A 14609-nucleotide genomic window follows, 5' to 3' on the forward strand; every position below is an offset into this window, starting at 1 on the left:
GTGTTTTCAGAAGTCTTTTTATACGCGCGTTTTCTTATGCCGCCCGTGTTCCGTTTATCTGGAATGTTCCGGAATCGGTCGTGGCAACAGCTTTGATGATATCCCCTTCTACGGTCCCTTTCGCACGGTATCTTAATTGAAAGAATCCGATGCTGAGAGTTCCGGAAAACTCAAAGGAATTTCCAAGGGCTTTCCCGTTTCTGAAAAAGCTTGTGCTCCCCATAGCACGGATAGAGCCGCTTAGCGTTCCGTGATCGTCAACAAGGGTCACGGTTCCCTTTTGGACCCCCATTGGCGTATGCAGAGTAACGTTGTAAGTGCCGCTCATTCCTTTCCCTCTTTTCTGTTGGAATAATCTCAATATATGCCCTTGTTCACAGAGAGATTACAAAGCCTCAATACTTCTGCACCTCCACACCATCCCTGAGGGACTGTCCATAGAACCAAAGCCGATGCAATGGCAGCCGAATAGCAAATAAACAGCGTCTTGCCTTGGGCAGGCGCTTTCTTGTTTTTGGGTATTCTGACTTCCAGATATTGCCTTTGTGCATCTGAAATTGATTTAGTATAATTTAAGAAAAAGAAAGAGTGATTGCCGATGCACCAATGGGATATTTTTGTAAATGAAACCAAGCATGAAATTGTTTTTGAAGGATGTAAAATCTCAGGAAAAATCAAACTCCGTATTGACGGGAACCCGGTTGTATATTCCCCTTTTTTAGTGAAGAAGGTTGGTATGTTCTGTCCGTTTGAGGTGGACGGAAGCGAAATGATGCTAAGGCTTGACTTAAAAAATTACCCCGTCGGACTGATACAGGACGGCATTTATCTGGAAACGGGAATGCCAATGGAAGAAACCGTACTGTCTGCTTTTCGTTCCGCCCAGGAGGATCAGAACCCGATCATTGCAAACGACAGGGCGGGAATGGGGGCTTTTCTGACTTTTGTCGGCCTTACTTATGTGAACCTGATCCTGATTCTGATGAATGCCTCTCTCTCTTTTCCGTTCAGTGCGACCGTTCCTCAGCTTGTTCTCGGCATTGCTTTGTCTTGGAATGAAGAGGCCCCATCCACGGTTCTTTTCGTCTCAGGGATCGTGCTTTCTGTGATTTTCGCCTCCGTGTATTTGCTCCTTTACCTGCTTGCAAAGAAAAGGTTCTGGCCCGTTGTAGTCGCCTTGGTTTTGGTCGTGCTGGACACATTGGTTGTGCTTTATCTGTCGCTTGACGATTTTACTTTTTATATCATTGATATTGTTTTTCACGCATGGCTGATGTGGTCCTTGATCAAACTGATCGGAGCACGAAGGAAGCAGGCGGAGCAATATTTTCAGTAGTTTACATAGCTTTACAATGCAGTTCTGCAATGCTATACTGAAATTATTGACGATATAATGAAAACGACAGTAGACACGAAGGGAAGGATCAATTTATGAACTGCTGCTGGTGCACGATTACGACGGAAAAACTGGACGAGTCTGTGGAATTTTACAGGGAGGTCGTCGGGCTCTCTGTAGCGCGGCGTTTTTCACCTGACCCGGGTACAGAAATCGCTTTTTTAAAAGACGAAAACGGCTTTGAGATTGAGCTTCTGCAAAACGGCAGACCTATCGGCGCAGAGAAAGAGGGTATCTCTTTGGGGTTTGAAGTGAAATCGCTTGCGGATACGCTTGCCATGGTCAAATCCAAAAAGATCGCCGCTTTCGGCGGACCCACAAAAGTACCGGGAGCCTCTTTCTTTTTTGTGAAGGATCCTAACGGTGTTTCCATTCAGTTTGTAGAAAATGACCTCTGATGTCTTCAGTACAGCAAAATGATAAATCCCCCGTCGGCCGGTTTGCCAACGGGGGGTTCTTCCAATATCTTCCTTAATAATTTGCCCTCTCAGTCTTACCGTCTGGGAGGGCTTTTTATTTGCTATTTCAGATTGGAATTGGTGGTAAATCATCATTTCATTATTCGAAGAAGGATTATTATATTTGCCAGGCTCTGCTTATTTCAGAGAATTGACATATCTGATATAAGTCTATGTGGTAAAATCCAATAATGAAACTTGTACTACGAGATTACATGCCGATTTGATGATTTTATAAATAAAGACAGAGCCCATCGGGATTCCATGAACTCGATGAGCCCGTTTTGCTGTTGCCTTACGGCTGTCGGAGAAATATCTCCATTTTTAACCAAAAGATAAATTGTTACATTATGTTACATGTGTCGAAAATTGACGAAAAATCAATTATAATAGAAACAAATATTTTAGGGGGTAACAACAAAATGACACAAGAAGAAATCAAAAAATTAGACCGGCGTATTCGATCCATTGAAGACCCCTTTGGGACTGGATTTCTTGTTTTATACAAAACTGTTCAGGCAATGGCGGAATTCAAAGGAAAAAGCATGGGAGATATTGTCCGGCAATATACTTCCTGGAAGCTTCATGCTATGTAGTCATTGCTGTTTTGGTGTTGTAGGAACCTGAGCTCCCAAGTCCGGAGAATTTACAAGATAATCATTTATTACTTCATCAGACCAACCCAGCTCCTGAAGCATATGCCTTATTTTTTCTGCTGTTTCTACCTTTGTCTCTGCTTTTACCATCGTTTACATCTCCAATCAAATTAATGTTCTTTCATTATACCGATTTTTCTTGAACATTAATTGCCGAAATGCGATTATTATATGATTACAGAAATTACCAGATGTTTCTGTAACGACTCTTGCAGTTTGGGTATTTTATAATAAACTGCAGGGGTGCTCTATTGCGCCATAATCTGCGGCTCTTTTCGATGAAACAGCAGATCAGATGGATATCAATCGATGGGTCTGCAGCGTGAGGAGCGAGAATTGCATACTGCCGGCAAATCTGGTCAGAAGGGTATTGAATTCCGTTTGAAGCTAAGAAACCTTTCTCCAAATATACCTTATAAATTTTCTCATACCGATTTCATAGATTGTCTTGTTCTCGCAAGTCGATCCTTTTAACCCATGGAAATCTATTGGAGCAATCATATCTTTATCTTTAATATCAGGGTTACCTTTTGGTACTTCATAAAAACCATTTACCCATAGAACTCCGCCTTTTTTCAAGTGCCGTTCCAAAATAGGGTAATAATTGTTTTCCAAACGGTAGTGATTTATCACGATTAAATCAAACTCTCCGAAATTAAGATAAGACTCTTCAGCACAAAGATTTTTTTGCAGTACGCTGATGTCTAACTGCTTTTCCGAAGCAAACCGGCATAATCTTTCAATAGCAATATCACTGAAATCTACCGCAGTTACTTTGTAACCGTGGGAAGCCAAAAATACCGTGTTGCGGCCGTCGCCGCAGGCTAAGTCCAAAACCGTTCCGCTTTTGGGAAGGAAGTGCATATCACTGACCAAACGGCCTTCCGGCTGCATCAATTCCTGACCTCTCGCTTCAAATTTATCATTCCAATAAGATAAGTTACCCATATACATTGAGATGCACCTCTGTTTACACGACGAAAATAATTGATAAATATTGTATTACCCAGTGGGTATAAGAAATCCATGTGCCAGTTTAAATGCTGACACATGGATTTTTATGGTCCGAGTGGCGAGACTTGAACTCACGGCCTCTTGACCCCCAGTCAAGCGCGCTACCAACTGCGCCACACCCGGAAACAACGTTAATTAGTATATCACAACATCCAAAGCCTTGCAAGAGAAAACTTCTATTTTTACCGATAAACTGCCAAAAAATCTCTCCGCTGAATTTAATGGGGTCATTACAGCGAATCTGTAAGGACAGCAATCATAAAGAAATCAGCATCAGAAAAGGCTCTGATGCTGACCTGACTATTCTTCGTCCTCTTTTTCCCGGACGCTGTGCGGCGACTCATTTTTCTCGTAGTTCTCATATTGATATTTTTCCGCCTGATATCGCTGAGAAACGGGCCTTGAATTCAGGTATTCCTGAACTCTCAGATCGTTTGAGAAAAGCATGCTGAATTCCAGCGGAAGATGGTCGAATCCTTCCTTCATAAATTCACCCCGAAGAGTATTCTCTGCACTTGCAGTGAATTCATGCGCTGTCGTTTTCCTGTTTTGGCGGAGCTTTTTTACTGCTGTCCGGGCAGCATAACGGATTTGTAACGGCCAGCAGGGACAACTGATCTCCAATGACTGTGAAGAGTTCTCCTAATACTGCCAGTTCGTCGTTGGTGACGCACTGAGCGATCTGTATGGAAATAGCCGCAGCAAGTGTTACAAGTTTTTCACCACAACAGTTGTTCATGTCAGCTCAAGCTTTCTGAAAAAAGGATTCCACTTGGAACCAATCGAGTACATTGAACCAGTTTTCGGCATATTCAGGCCTGAGATTTTTATATTTCAAATAATATGCGTGCTCCCAGACATCAATCAGAAGGATCGGTTTCAGGCCGGTTTTTAGAAGGGTATCCTGATTTGCGGTGGATAGAATTTTCAAATCGCCGCATCGGTTGGCGGCCAGCCAGGCGTAACCCGAGCCGAAGCGGTTCACAGCAGCTTCTTTTAGCTGTTCCTTGAAATTGCTGTAGCTGCCGAACGCTTTTTCAATTGTGCGCAGCATCTGAGCATCGGGCTCATGATTGACAGGCCCCATGATGTTAAAATAAAAATTGTGGTTGTATACGCCGCCGCCGTTGTTGATTACTGCGGTCTGAATACATTTTGGGAGCCGGTCCGAGTTAATGAGAAGCTGCTCTAGGGTCATATTGTGCAGCTGCGGATATGGCTGCAGCGCTTCGTTCAAATGGTCGACATACGCTTTCAGATGCCTGTCATGGTGAATTTCTACTGTTTCGGCGTCGATATAAGGTTCCAGAGCATTGTATGCATAGGGAAGCGGCAGGAGCTGAAACGGATAATGGTCATACATAAAACATCATCTCTTTTTTCCAAATACTATATTATACGCAGGGAAAATGTAATTGACAGAAAAAGAAGGATGCATTTTTAGTGAGGTTTGTATTATAATAAAAATGATTCGTTTTTTATAGGTGGGAAAAGAATGTATCAGGAAAAGAATAAAATTCGGAAAACACTTTCAGCATTTGCTGTTGTTATAGTAGAACTGGCCCTTATGGCGGCGACGACTGCCGTTTTTGTTATGGCCTTTGAACACATTGATGCAAAAAAAGCCGAAGCAAAGCCGACAGCCGTCAGCAGCAGCAAAGCGTCGGTGTCTTCCGCTGTACAGCCTAGCCCAAGCCGGACAAGTCAGCCGGCCGGTCAGCAGTTCGAGCAGCCGGCTGACTGGAGGCTTGTTCTGGTCAATTACGAGCATACGCTTCCGGAAACCTTCCAATCCAAAATTGTAAATGAATTCAATGTGAATATGGACTCAAGAATCGTCGAACCGTTTCGCCAGATGCGCGACGCCGCTTTAAAGGATGATATTCACCTGTGGCTTTCTTCAGGCTATCGCAACGATGAGAAGCAGCAGAAGCTCTATTCGGAAGAAATTGAAGCTTACTACAAAGCGGGAATCAGCTATGAGGACGCGGTAAGCGAGGCTGCAAAATCGGTTGCGCCTCCGGGTACCAGCGAGCATATCACGGGGCTTGCCATTGATGTGAACGGTGTGCTTGAAGATTTCGGCGGTACCAAAGAATTCCGCTGGCTTTCGGAGCACGCGCAGGATTACGGCTTTATTCTTCGCTATCCAAAGGACAAGCAGGATATCACCCATATCAAATACGAAGCATGGCATTTCCGTTATGTCGGGGTGGAGCATGCGAAGAAGATGAAAGAATTGAATCTGTGCCTTGAGGAATATATAGACTATCTCAATAAAAATCAAACTGCTTCTCATTGAATATTACCCTCGAGTTTGGTATAATGAACCAATAACAGGTTTCCAATTTCATAACAACGAGAGGGGTCTGGCAATCAATGCAGCAAAAAACAGTAAGAACAAGGTTCGCACCGAGCCCGACAGGCTTTATGCATGTCGGAAATCTTCGTACGGCCTTGTATGAATATCTAATTGCAAAATCGCTCGGCGGCACTTTTGTACTGCGTATTGAGGATACCGATCAGGAAAGGCTTGTAGAAGGCGCTGTGAATATTATCTACAATACGCTTGAAAAAGTCGGCCTGAAGCACGACGAGGGACCGGATGTCGGCGGCGAGTACGGCCCTTATGTGCAGAGCGAGCGCAAGGATATTTACGAACCGTATGCGGAACAGCTTATCAGGGAAGGAAAAGCGTATTATTGCTTCTGCACCAAGGAGCGGCTGGACGCGCTGCATGAAAGCAAAGAGGACGGAACTTTCTCCGGGGGATATGACCGCCACTGTCGCGACCTGCCTAAAGAGGAGGTCGACCGGCTGCTTCGGGAGGGCAAGCCGTATGTAATCCGCCAAAAGATGCCGATAGAGGGTTCCACCACCTTTGACGATACTGTATACGGTTCCATCACGATTGAAAACAGGGAACTGGAGGATCAGATTCTCATTAAATCCGACGGTTATCCGACTTATAATTTCGCGAACGTCATCGATGACCATCTTATGCAGATCACCCATGTGGTCAGAGGCAGCGAGTACCTGACTTCCACCCCGAAGTACAACCTGCTTTATCAGGCTTTCGGCTGGGACGTGCCTACCTATGTCCATCTTCCGCTGATTATGGGAAAAAATGAGGACGGCAGCGTTTCCAAGCTGTCCAAGCGCCACGGCTCCACCGGCTTTGCGGACCTGATACGGGAAGGGTATCTGCCGCAGACCATCGTCAATTATATCGCGCTTCTGGGCTGGTGCCCGAAGGAAAACCGCGAGCTGTTTACGCTTCCGGAGCTTGTAGAGAATTTTTCGATCGACGGCATCAGCAAATCGCCCGCCGTGTTCGATTACGACAAGCTGAACTGGTTTAACGGGGAATATATCCGCGCCATGTCGGAGCAGGAATTCATAGAGAACGCCATGCCGTATTTCAGAGAGGTTTTCCCAAGCGCGGAACTGAACTGGCAGGTGCTTGCTTCCATTTTACAGCCCCGCGTGACCCAGTTTATGCAAATTCCGGAGATGATCGTATTTTTGAAGGAACTGCCGGAATACCCGGTTGATTTCTTTGTAAATAAGAAGAGTAAGACCAATCTTGAAAATTCGGTCCAGATGCTGCAGGAGTCCATTGCGGAACTGGAGAAGACGGACGACTGGTCGGTGGATGGACTCCACGATCTGCTGATTGCGCTTGCACAGAGGCTGGAAGTGAAAAACGGGACCCTGCTGTGGCCGGTGCGCATCGCGGCGGCGGGGATGACGGTTACGCCCGGCGGAGCTATGGAAATCCTTGCCATACTGGGCAAGCGGGAATCCATCCGCAGGCTTCATATCGGTCTTGAAAAATTGCAGGCATAAGGAGCGGAAACGAAAATGAGTGACGAAATAACGACTGCCGGTGAAGCGGAAGCTTCCGGTAATTTTATTCATACCTTTATAGAAGAGGATATTGCTCCGCAGGGCAGGTTTGAAGGGAAAAGGGTCCATACCCGTTTTCCGCCCGAGCCGAACGGATACCTGCACATCGGACACGCCAAGGCGATCTGCATCGACTTCGGTACCGCGGAGAAGTTCGGCGGCATCTGCAATTTGCGGATGGACGACACCAATCCGACCAAGGAAGACACGGAGTACGTGGACGCCATTCAGGAGGACATCCGCTGGCTGGGTTTCACCTGGGACGACCGTTTTTACTATGCCTCCGACTATTTTCCGAAAATGTATGAATTGGCCGTCAAGCTGATTCGGGAAAACCTTGCCTATGTCTGCGAACTGACTCCGGAGCAGATGCGTGAGAACCGGGGCGACCTGACAAACCCGGCGGTCAGCCCGTACCGCGACAGACCGGCGGAGGAAAGTCTCGATCTGTTTGAGCGCATGAAAAACGGGGAATTTGAGGATGGAAAAATGACGCTCCGGGCCAAAATTGATCTGGCCTCCGGAAATTTCAACATGCGCGACCCCGTCATTTACCGTATCAATCATATGACGCATCACCGCACCGGCAGCACCTGGTGCATTTATCCCATGTACGATTTCGCGCACCCTATCGAGGACGCGCTGGAGGGAATCACCCATTCGCTGTGCTCGCTGGAGTTTGAAGACCACAGGCCGCTTTACGACTGGGTCATCAGCCATATCGATCTTCCGGACAAGCCCAGACAGATCGAGTTTGCCCGCCTGGGCATCAACAACACCGTCATGAGCAAGCGCAAGCTTCGCCTGCTGGTGGAAAACAATTATGTCAGCGGCTGGGACGACCCCCGTATGCCCACTCTCTGCGGGCTTCGCCGCAGGGGCTACACGCCGGCTTCCATCCGGAATTTCTGTGAACGCATCGGCGTTTCCAAGGTGAACAGTACGGTGGAGTACGGCTTTTTGGAACACTGCCTGCGGGAAGATTTGAACCAGAACGCTCAGCGCACCATGGCGGTGATGAACCCGGTCAAGCTGATCGTAACAAATTATCCCGAGGATAAAACCGAGGAATTTGAAGTGGAGAACAATCCCGAACGTCCGGAGGACGGTACAAGGACGGTTTCCTTCTCCCGCGAGCTGTGGATTGAGAAGGAAGACTTCATGGAGGAGCCGGTAAAAGGCTACTTCCGCCTTTTCCCGGGCAATGAAGTTCGGCTGAAAACGACGTATATTGTTCGCTGCACCGGTTGCAAAAAAGATGAGAACGGCAATGTCACCGAGGTTTACGCGGAATATGACCCGCAGACACGCGGCGGCAATACGCCGGACGGCAGAAAGATCAAGGGTACCATTCACTGGGTGGACGCAAAAACCGCCGCCGATGCGGAGGTTCGTCTGTACGACAGCCTGTTTACCGTGCCGGACCCGGAGGCAGGGGACTTCCTTACCCAGCTGAACCCGGATTCGCTCAAGGTGCTGACCAACTGTAAGGTGGAACCGTCCCTCGCTCAGACGGAAGGAGTTCATTCCTATCAGTTCATGCGTCAGGGATATTTCTGTCAGGATAACCGCGACAGTACGCGGGAACACCCGGTCTTTAACCGCTGCGTATCTCTGAAAGACAGCTTCAAAAAGAAATAAAAAGACTGGTGAAGTTGTTCGTTGCCTGCACAGCAAAATATAGAATTTACAGCGTTTAAGAATGCGCCTTGAAATGGTTTTCGGCCAGATCAAGGCGCATTTTTGCGCACCGTTTCGTGCAAACCGCCCGAAAACGGCCGAATTTATGAGACATTTCAGTCCCTCGAGTTTACGGATTTGGGGAGCATGCAAGACAAACTGAAAAATGTTTTAAATTTATGAAACGTTTTACTGCTTTCAAGTGTTTTATAGGTGAAAGCGTTTTTTAAAAGAAGGAGGTATATGGCATGGTGGAAACCGAAGCCTTCCTAAGGAATGCCATCGATACCCATGGGGATGCAGTTTATCGGCTGGCACTCTGCCGCCTGCAGAATACGGCGGACGCGGAGGATGTTTTTCAGGATGTATTTCTTCATCTGCTGAAAGAGAAAAACGTCGGCCAGTGGAATTCGGAGCATCTCAAAGCGTGGCTGCTGCGGGTAACGATTAACTGTTGCCACAATCTGGTGCGAAACAGGTTGAGGAGGAAGGTGATTTCCCTGGAGGAAGTACCGGAAGTAACGTCTGAGTTAACGGAAAGTGACTATGAGCTATGGGAAGCGCTTGGACGACTTCCCGCAAAGTACAGAATCGTAGTGCTTCTGTATTATGTAGAGGGCTACAAGACGGAGGAAATCGCAGATTTGATACAATGCCCGGACGCAACTGTCCGTTCCCGCCTGTACCGCGGAAGGCGAAAGCTTAAAAAAATGATGGGAGGTAATTTGGATGAAGAACCGTTGCAAAGATATGATGGAGAAAATCAAGGCCCCGAGTTCCTTGAAAGATAAAGTTTTGGGTGCTGCTTGTAACACCTCGTCTCCTGTCACCGAAAATATCCGGCGCCAGCCGAAGCGTCATACTGTTTTTCGTATGGCAGTTTGCGCAGTCTGCGCCTTTGCCGTTTTGCTGGGCGGCGGTTTTTTCCTTTCTAAACCGGGCGCAGAGAAAATCAGTAATGAGAAGGGCGCAGGCAGCAGCTTATCCCCGGCCTATCATTTCGGACTGGTAGCTTACGCGGCGGATATCAATAAAACCTTTGAGCCGCAGGATAACAAAATTGCCTTTTCCGTTTCCAACGCCGGCGGAGGCGAGGTTTTCGGGAAGGGCGACTATACCGGCTGCCTGTTCCGCGTGACCGGCGACGAAATTAAAACGCTCAACATCGCAATAGACCGCGGAGGCCTTTACAGGTATCAGAAACTGACGAATCTGACAAAGGACGAAATCAAAGCCATCTATGCCGCTGAGGCGAACGGCACTTTAAAAGCCGATTTTCAGTTTGCCAGTTCGGATGATGAAAAAACATGGTGTTCCGAGCAAATGACGGCGCTCGGCAGCAGCTTTTCCGAGAATTGGACCGCAAATTCGCTTTTCGGCTTCTGGGTGCCGCCGGAATCGACGCTGAGCAGTGGGGAGGAAGATCCTAGGGAAGCCGCCCATAAAAATATCGATATCTTTAACGGCGCAACCCTTAAGATAACCGCCACTTTTAGAGATGGGTCTCAGCAGACGAAAAGCCTGAATCTGAAAACGGGAAAGTTGAAAGTAGTCTATGGTGAAAATAATATTCGTACAGTTCTGCCCGAACTGGCTGGCGGAAACGACCCTTATGTCTACAGCGTCTATGCTGAGCTTGAAAATTGATTGATTGACTGGTCGATATGCAAAGGGCCGCCCCAAATCGATTTTGGGACGGCCCGGATGGTCGAAAAAGGTCCAGCGAGAGCTGGACCCTTTTGATTGTAAAATCGTAAAGCCATCGCTCTCCGGTAGCCTGTCTCATTCCTATCAGCCTCTTAAACTGATTGCCATATCGTGGAGTTGCCGGCAGACAAGCGCAGTCAACTGCCCGGTGGCAGCTATAAGGCCAAGATCATAAAGGATTTTTGAAAAATAAGATTTTCGTAAGAAATTTGTCAAAATCTCTTAAAACAAAAACCATTTTCATCTGATATAATAGATTAATTAGTCGGGCACTTATCCCCATTTAAGTCCCGCGGAAGCATCTCCGTGAATGCGGTGAATTGTGTTTTTACAGAAATATGTTCAAGAAGGGAAGTTGCAATTTGGACAACCGGAACAGAAAAGAATATCAATATAAGAGGCCGCGAAAAAAGCATTCTTTCCTGCTGCTGCTGATTCTTCTGGCAGCGGCGGCCCTTCTGATACATTTCAGAGTGATCCCGCTGGAACAGGATGTTCTTCCCGGAAAATTATTGTCACAGAAGTCCCCTTCTGCCGGGCTGGAAACGGGAACCATCCCTGAAGAGACGGCAGAGACGCTGCAGGCCATGGCGGCACAGAACCCAAAAGCCGGACCGATCCTGCAAAATCCGGGGCGTTACCCCGAAAGGCTTCTTGAATCGCTGACCCGAAACCCGGAGCTTCTCGATTTCACGCTGGATTATCCGGAGAAAAAGGGCACTTCGGCCAAGAACATCGACCTTTCTGGAAAGGACCGGCAGGGCCGGATTCCGCTTCTGATGCAATGGGACGAGGATTGGGGGTACGCTTCCTATGGGGACGGTATCATTGCGCTGGATGGCTGCGGCCCTACCTGTCTTTCCATGGTTGCCGTCGGACTGACGGGAGATTCCGCCCTAAACCCCAAAGCGGTTGCTGAATTCAGCGAGAAAAACGGATATCTGGATGCAACCGGCAGCACACTTTGGACGCTGATGTCCAAGGGAGCGAAGGATTTGGGCTTTTCCTCCCGGGAAATCCCTCTGGATGAAAGCCTTTTGGCCCAGGAGCTTGCAAAGGGGCACCCGATCATCTGCAGCCTGCGCCCGGGCGACTTCACAACAGTAGGGCATTTTATTGTTTTATACGGATATGAAAACGGGAATTTTCTGGTGAACGATCCTAACAGCAAAAGCCGCAGCGAGCAGGCGTGGAGCTACGGGACATTAAAGCCCCAGATCCGGAATCTCTGGGCGTTCTCCGCATAAATGACGGCCCCCGGTAAACCGGGGGCCGTCATTTATGCGACAAATTCCGTAATGGCGGAAGGATGCTATGTCTGCCCGTATATTCCCTGCACGGAGACCTCTCCGGCGTTGACGGATAACAGGCTTCCGTCCTCACACCGGACGATCAGTTCCCCGGCGGAGGAGATATCCACCGCCGTCGCGGTGACGGACTCTTCATTTCGGGTAAAGCTGACGGTGCGGTTTAAGGAAACACAGAGTGTTTTGTACTCCGCGAGGATCGCTTCGGGACGGTCGATATCATCGCACAGAATTTCTTCAAATTCCTTCAGGATTTCCTGAAGCAATCCTGCGCGGGCGACCGGCCGGCCGCATTCCATGCGCAGGGAGGTTGCCTTTACAGACAGCTCGTCGGGAAAATTTTCCATGTTCACATTGATGCCGATTCCGACGACGACGTACTCGATCCGGTCGATTTCCGCGGCCATTTCCGTCAGGATGCCGCAGACCTTTTTGCTTCCGATCACGATATCATTCGGCCATTTGATCATGGCCGGGGCCTTTGTCTGCTTGCGGATTGCCCGGCAGACGGCGAGTCCGGCTAAGAGCGTAATGCCCGTTACCTGTACAGGCAGGCTGTCCGGCCGCAGGAGCACGGAAAACCACAGCCCCGTTCCGGAAGGGGATTCCCAGGCTCGTCCAAGGCGGCCCTTGCCGCCGGTCTGCCGCTCTGCGATAAACAGACTGCCATTCGGAGCGCCGGAAAGGGCCTGGCGTTTTGCCTGTGCGTTGGTGGAATCGATGCTGTCGAAGCTGAAAACGGTTTTCCCGAGTGTTTTTGTTTTCAGGCCCGAAAGAATGAGCTCCGGCGTAATCTGATCGGGGGAGGAAATTAGGCGGTAGCCGCGGTTTGTAACGGATTCGATTTCATAGCCAGCGCTTCTCAGGGTGTTGACGTGCTTCCAGACGGCGGTGCGGGAGACCATCAGCTGTTCGCTGAGCTCCTCGCCCGAAACATAGTCGTTATGCTTTTGCAGATACTTTAATATTTCGTCCTTCGTAGACATGCGATCACGGCCTTTATTTCATAATCATAAGCAGATTATACCCTTTTTCCCTATACGCGGGCAAGCAAATATGAAAAATATATTGTAGGTTCAGCGGATTTAGTGATATACTATATTATATGTTTTCTAAAGAAAGTAAATTGAGGAAAGCGGGGTGCTTAACATGGATGTCAGGCCGGGTGATATTTTACAGATGAAAAAAGCGCATCCATGCGGGAGTAAAACCTTTCTTGTTCTTCGTTCCGGCATGGATTTTAAAATTCGCTGTACCTCCTGCGGGCATGAAATCATGGTTCCCAGGCTGAAATGCGAAAAGAACATTAAAAAGATTATCAGGGAAGAACCGCAGCACGAATTGTAGCTCCTTTATTTATCAACAGAATAAATGAAGGAGAATGACTATGTTTGAAAATCTGGAAGTCTTTGAAAAACGGTATGAGGAGTTAAATCAGAAGCTCTACGACCCTTCGGTTTTATCCAATCAGGCCCAGTATACCGAACTGATGAAGGAGCATAAAAATATCACGCCCATCGTCGAAAAATACGGGGAATACCAAAAGGCCGTCCGCTCTATGACGGAAGCGCGCGAGCTGCTGGAGGACGGCAGCCTCGATAAAGACCTGAAGGAGATGGCGGACGAGGAATTTCAGACCGCGAAATCGGACATCGAGCGGTGTTCCGAGGAGCTGAAAATCCTGCTTCTGCCGCGCGACCCCAATGACGACCGAAACGTTATCGTTGAAATCCGGGGCGGCGCCGGCGGCGAGGAAGCCGCCCTTTTTTCAGCCGTCCTGTACCGTATGTACAGCATGTACGCGGAAACGAAGGGCTGGAAAACGGAAATTCTGAACGTCAGCGAAACGGAGCTGGGCGGGTTTAAGGAAATCAGCTTTATGATTACCGGCGACGGGGCGTATTCCCGCCTGAAATATGAAAGCGGCGTGCACCGCGTGCAGCGCGTGCCGGAAACAGAGACGCAGGGCAGGGTGCATACCTCCACCGCTACGGTCGCCGTTCTGCCGGAAGCCGACGAAGTGGAACTCGAGATCAATCCGAAGGATTTGCAGATCGACACCTACCGTTCCAGCGGAGCGGGCGGACAGCACATCAATAAAACCTCCTCCGCAATCCGGATCACCCATCTGCCTACCGGCACGGTGGTGGAATGTCAGGATGAGCGGAGCCAGTACAAAAATAAAGACAAGGCAATGAAAGTGCTGCGTTCCAGGCTGTATGAGGCGAAGCTGCGGGAGCACGACGAAAAAATAGCCTCCGAACGCCGGTCACAGGTGGGAACCGGCGACCGTTCCGAGCGGATACGCACCTACAATTATCCGCAGGGGCGGATGACCGACCATCGGATCGGTCTGACCATTTACCGCCTGGACGATATCTTAAATGGAAGTCTCGATGAAATTATAGACGCTTTGATTACGGCGGACAGAGCCGCAAAGCTCCAAAACACCATAGACAACCAATCGGAAGAGAGAGAATAA

General features: G+C 48.4%; 18 protein-coding genes and 1 tRNA gene. 11 read left to right on the plus strand and 8 right to left on the minus strand.

The genetic code is table 11. From position 1 onward, the window contains the following. Nucleotides 1–34: 34 nt before the first annotated feature. The gene (locus tag LY85_RS00680; protein WP_243122439.1) at nucleotides 35–328 is read right to left on the minus strand and encodes a hypothetical protein; all 294 of its coding nucleotides are present in this window, start codon (nucleotides 326–328) and stop codon (nucleotides 35–37) included. A gap of 408 nt (nucleotides 329–736) precedes the next feature. Between LY85_RS00680 and LY85_RS00685 the strand changes: the two genes are divergently transcribed. The 3 genes from LY85_RS00685 (at nucleotide 737) to LY85_RS19125 (ending at nucleotide 2450) form a co-directional block, all read left to right on the plus strand. After that, entirely contained in the window at nucleotides 737–1336 is a 600-nt protein-coding gene (locus LY85_RS00685; RefSeq protein WP_185741059.1) for a hypothetical protein, read from the plus strand. Nucleotides 1337–1431: 95 nt separating this feature from the next. After that, complete coding sequence (locus tag LY85_RS00690; RefSeq protein ID WP_141825092.1) at nucleotides 1432–1794, plus strand: VOC family protein; 363 nt, start codon at nucleotides 1432–1434, stop codon at nucleotides 1792–1794. 482 nt (nucleotides 1795–2276) lie between these two features. Beyond that, nucleotides 2277–2450 carry a hypothetical protein gene (locus LY85_RS19125; protein ID WP_185741060.1) on the plus strand — a complete coding sequence of 58 codons (174 nt, stop codon included), beginning with the start codon at nucleotides 2277–2279 and terminating at the stop codon, nucleotides 2448–2450. On the opposite strand, the gene LY85_RS19130 is transcribed toward LY85_RS19125, so the two are convergent. The 6 genes from LY85_RS19130 to LY85_RS00715 form a co-directional block, all read right to left on the minus strand. Beyond that, nucleotides 2451–2600 (minus strand): hypothetical protein, encoded by a 150-nt coding sequence (locus LY85_RS19130; RefSeq protein ID WP_185741061.1) that lies wholly within the window; start codon nucleotides 2598–2600, stop codon nucleotides 2451–2453. A 297-nt stretch (nucleotides 2601–2897) separates the two neighbouring features. After that, nucleotides 2898–3464, minus strand: coding sequence for a class I SAM-dependent methyltransferase (locus LY85_RS00695; protein WP_141825093.1), 567 nt, complete (start codon nucleotides 3462–3464; stop codon nucleotides 2898–2900). Nucleotides 3465–3571: 107 nt separating this feature from the next. Continuing rightward, a tRNA-Pro gene (locus tag LY85_RS00700) sits at nucleotides 3572–3647 on the minus strand. Between the two features lie 177 nt (nucleotides 3648–3824). Next, nucleotides 3825–4010 carry a hypothetical protein gene (locus LY85_RS00705; protein WP_038323904.1) on the minus strand — a complete coding sequence of 62 codons (186 nt, stop codon included), beginning with the start codon at nucleotides 4008–4010 and terminating at the stop codon, nucleotides 3825–3827. A 40-nt stretch (nucleotides 4011–4050) separates the two neighbouring features. Further along, on the minus strand, nucleotides 4051–4263 hold the full coding sequence (locus LY85_RS00710; RefSeq protein ID WP_141397594.1) for a DUF6774 domain-containing protein: 213 nt from the start codon (nucleotides 4261–4263) through the stop codon (nucleotides 4051–4053). A gap of 6 nt (nucleotides 4264–4269) precedes the next feature. Beyond that, the gene (locus LY85_RS00715; protein ID WP_141825094.1) at nucleotides 4270–4887 is read right to left on the minus strand and encodes a superoxide dismutase; all 618 of its coding nucleotides are present in this window, start codon (nucleotides 4885–4887) and stop codon (nucleotides 4270–4272) included. A gap of 132 nt (nucleotides 4888–5019) precedes the next feature. Between LY85_RS00715 and LY85_RS00720 the strand changes: the two genes are divergently transcribed. The 6 genes from LY85_RS00720 (at nucleotide 5020) to LY85_RS00745 (ending at nucleotide 12067) form a co-directional block, all read left to right on the plus strand. Continuing rightward, nucleotides 5020–5826: a M15 family metallopeptidase gene (locus LY85_RS00720; protein ID WP_141825095.1), complete on the plus strand. Its 807-nt coding sequence runs from the start codon at nucleotides 5020–5022 to the stop codon at nucleotides 5824–5826. A 77-nt stretch (nucleotides 5827–5903) separates the two neighbouring features. After that, nucleotides 5904–7373 carry a glutamate--tRNA ligase gene (gene gltX, locus LY85_RS00725; protein WP_141825096.1) on the plus strand — a complete coding sequence of 490 codons (1470 nt, stop codon included), beginning with the start codon at nucleotides 5904–5906 and terminating at the stop codon, nucleotides 7371–7373. A gap of 15 nt (nucleotides 7374–7388) precedes the next feature. Beyond that, on the plus strand, nucleotides 7389–9074 hold the full coding sequence (locus tag LY85_RS00730) for a glutamine--tRNA ligase/YqeY domain fusion protein (RefSeq protein WP_141825097.1): 1686 nt from the start codon (nucleotides 7389–7391) through the stop codon (nucleotides 9072–9074). A gap of 287 nt (nucleotides 9075–9361) precedes the next feature. Next, nucleotides 9362–9904: an RNA polymerase sigma factor gene (locus LY85_RS00735; protein ID WP_141825098.1), complete on the plus strand. Its 543-nt coding sequence runs from the start codon at nucleotides 9362–9364 to the stop codon at nucleotides 9902–9904. After that, the gene (locus LY85_RS00740) at nucleotides 9843–10760 is read left to right on the plus strand and encodes a hypothetical protein (RefSeq protein ID WP_141825099.1); all 918 of its coding nucleotides are present in this window, start codon (nucleotides 9843–9845) and stop codon (nucleotides 10758–10760) included. The genes LY85_RS00735 and LY85_RS00740 overlap by 62 nt, the downstream gene beginning before the upstream one ends. Before the next feature lie 422 nt (nucleotides 10761–11182). Further along, complete coding sequence (locus LY85_RS00745; RefSeq protein WP_243122440.1) at nucleotides 11183–12067, plus strand: C39 family peptidase; 885 nt, start codon at nucleotides 11183–11185, stop codon at nucleotides 12065–12067. Between the two features lie 65 nt (nucleotides 12068–12132). Here the strand turns inward: LY85_RS00745 and LY85_RS00750 are convergent, their stop codons facing one another. Continuing rightward, on the minus strand, nucleotides 12133–13113 hold the full coding sequence (locus tag LY85_RS00750; protein ID WP_141825100.1) for a biotin--[acetyl-CoA-carboxylase] ligase: 981 nt from the start codon (nucleotides 13111–13113) through the stop codon (nucleotides 12133–12135). A 163-nt stretch (nucleotides 13114–13276) separates the two neighbouring features. Here LY85_RS00750 and LY85_RS00755 point away from each other — a divergent pair, with 163 nt between their 5' ends. Then, nucleotides 13277–13474 (plus strand): DUF951 domain-containing protein, encoded by a 198-nt coding sequence (locus LY85_RS00755; protein WP_038323909.1) that lies wholly within the window; start codon nucleotides 13277–13279, stop codon nucleotides 13472–13474. 40 nt (nucleotides 13475–13514) lie between these two features. Further along, nucleotides 13515–14609 carry a peptide chain release factor 1 gene (prfA, locus tag LY85_RS00760; RefSeq protein WP_141825101.1) on the plus strand — a complete coding sequence of 365 codons (1095 nt, stop codon included), beginning with the start codon at nucleotides 13515–13517 and terminating at the stop codon, nucleotides 14607–14609.

This window comes from Clostridium sp. KNHs216, assembly GCF_006714885.1.
Classification (GTDB): domain Bacteria; phylum Bacillota; class Clostridia; order Oscillospirales; family Acutalibacteraceae; genus Caproiciproducens.

Bases quoted from the DNA above. Each gene is read 5' to 3' on its own strand.
- LY85_RS00755 (WP_038323909.1), top strand. From the start codon at position 13,277: ATGGATGTCAGGCCGGGTGATATTTTACAGATGAAAAAAGCGCATCCA.
- LY85_RS00680 (WP_243122439.1), bottom strand. From the start codon at position 328: ATGAGCGGCACTTACAACGTTACTCTGCATACGCCAATGGGGGTCCAA.
- LY85_RS00740 (WP_141825099.1), top strand. From the start codon at position 9,843: ATGAAGAACCGTTGCAAAGATATGATGGAGAAAATCAAGGCCCCGAGT.
- prfA (WP_141825101.1), top strand. From the start codon at position 13,515: ATGTTTGAAAATCTGGAAGTCTTTGAAAAACGGTATGAGGAGTTAAAT.
- LY85_RS00720 (WP_141825095.1), top strand. From the start codon at position 5,020: ATGTATCAGGAAAAGAATAAAATTCGGAAAACACTTTCAGCATTTGCT.
- LY85_RS00710 (WP_141397594.1), bottom strand. From the start codon at position 4,263: ATGAACAACTGTTGTGGTGAAAAACTTGTAACACTTGCTGCGGCTATT.
- LY85_RS00730 (WP_141825097.1), top strand. From the start codon at position 7,389: ATGAGTGACGAAATAACGACTGCCGGTGAAGCGGAAGCTTCCGGTAAT.
- LY85_RS19125 (WP_185741060.1), top strand. From the start codon at position 2,277: ATGACACAAGAAGAAATCAAAAAATTAGACCGGCGTATTCGATCCATT.
- LY85_RS00690 (WP_141825092.1), top strand. From the start codon at position 1,432: ATGAACTGCTGCTGGTGCACGATTACGACGGAAAAACTGGACGAGTCT.
- LY85_RS00685 (WP_185741059.1), top strand. From the start codon at position 737: ATGTTCTGTCCGTTTGAGGTGGACGGAAGCGAAATGATGCTAAGGCTT.
- LY85_RS00695 (WP_141825093.1), bottom strand. From the start codon at position 3,464: ATGTATATGGGTAACTTATCTTATTGGAATGATAAATTTGAAGCGAGA.
- LY85_RS19130 (WP_185741061.1), bottom strand. From the start codon at position 2,600: ATGGTAAAAGCAGAGACAAAGGTAGAAACAGCAGAAAAAATAAGGCAT.
- LY85_RS00750 (WP_141825100.1), bottom strand. From the start codon at position 13,113: ATGTCTACGAAGGACGAAATATTAAAGTATCTGCAAAAGCATAACGAC.
- gltX (WP_141825096.1), top strand. From the start codon at position 5,904: ATGCAGCAAAAAACAGTAAGAACAAGGTTCGCACCGAGCCCGACAGGC.
- LY85_RS00735 (WP_141825098.1), top strand. From the start codon at position 9,362: ATGGTGGAAACCGAAGCCTTCCTAAGGAATGCCATCGATACCCATGGG.
- LY85_RS00705 (WP_038323904.1), bottom strand. From the start codon at position 4,010: ATGAAGGAAGGATTCGACCATCTTCCGCTGGAATTCAGCATGCTTTTC.
- LY85_RS00715 (WP_141825094.1), bottom strand. From the start codon at position 4,887: ATGTATGACCATTATCCGTTTCAGCTCCTGCCGCTTCCCTATGCATAC.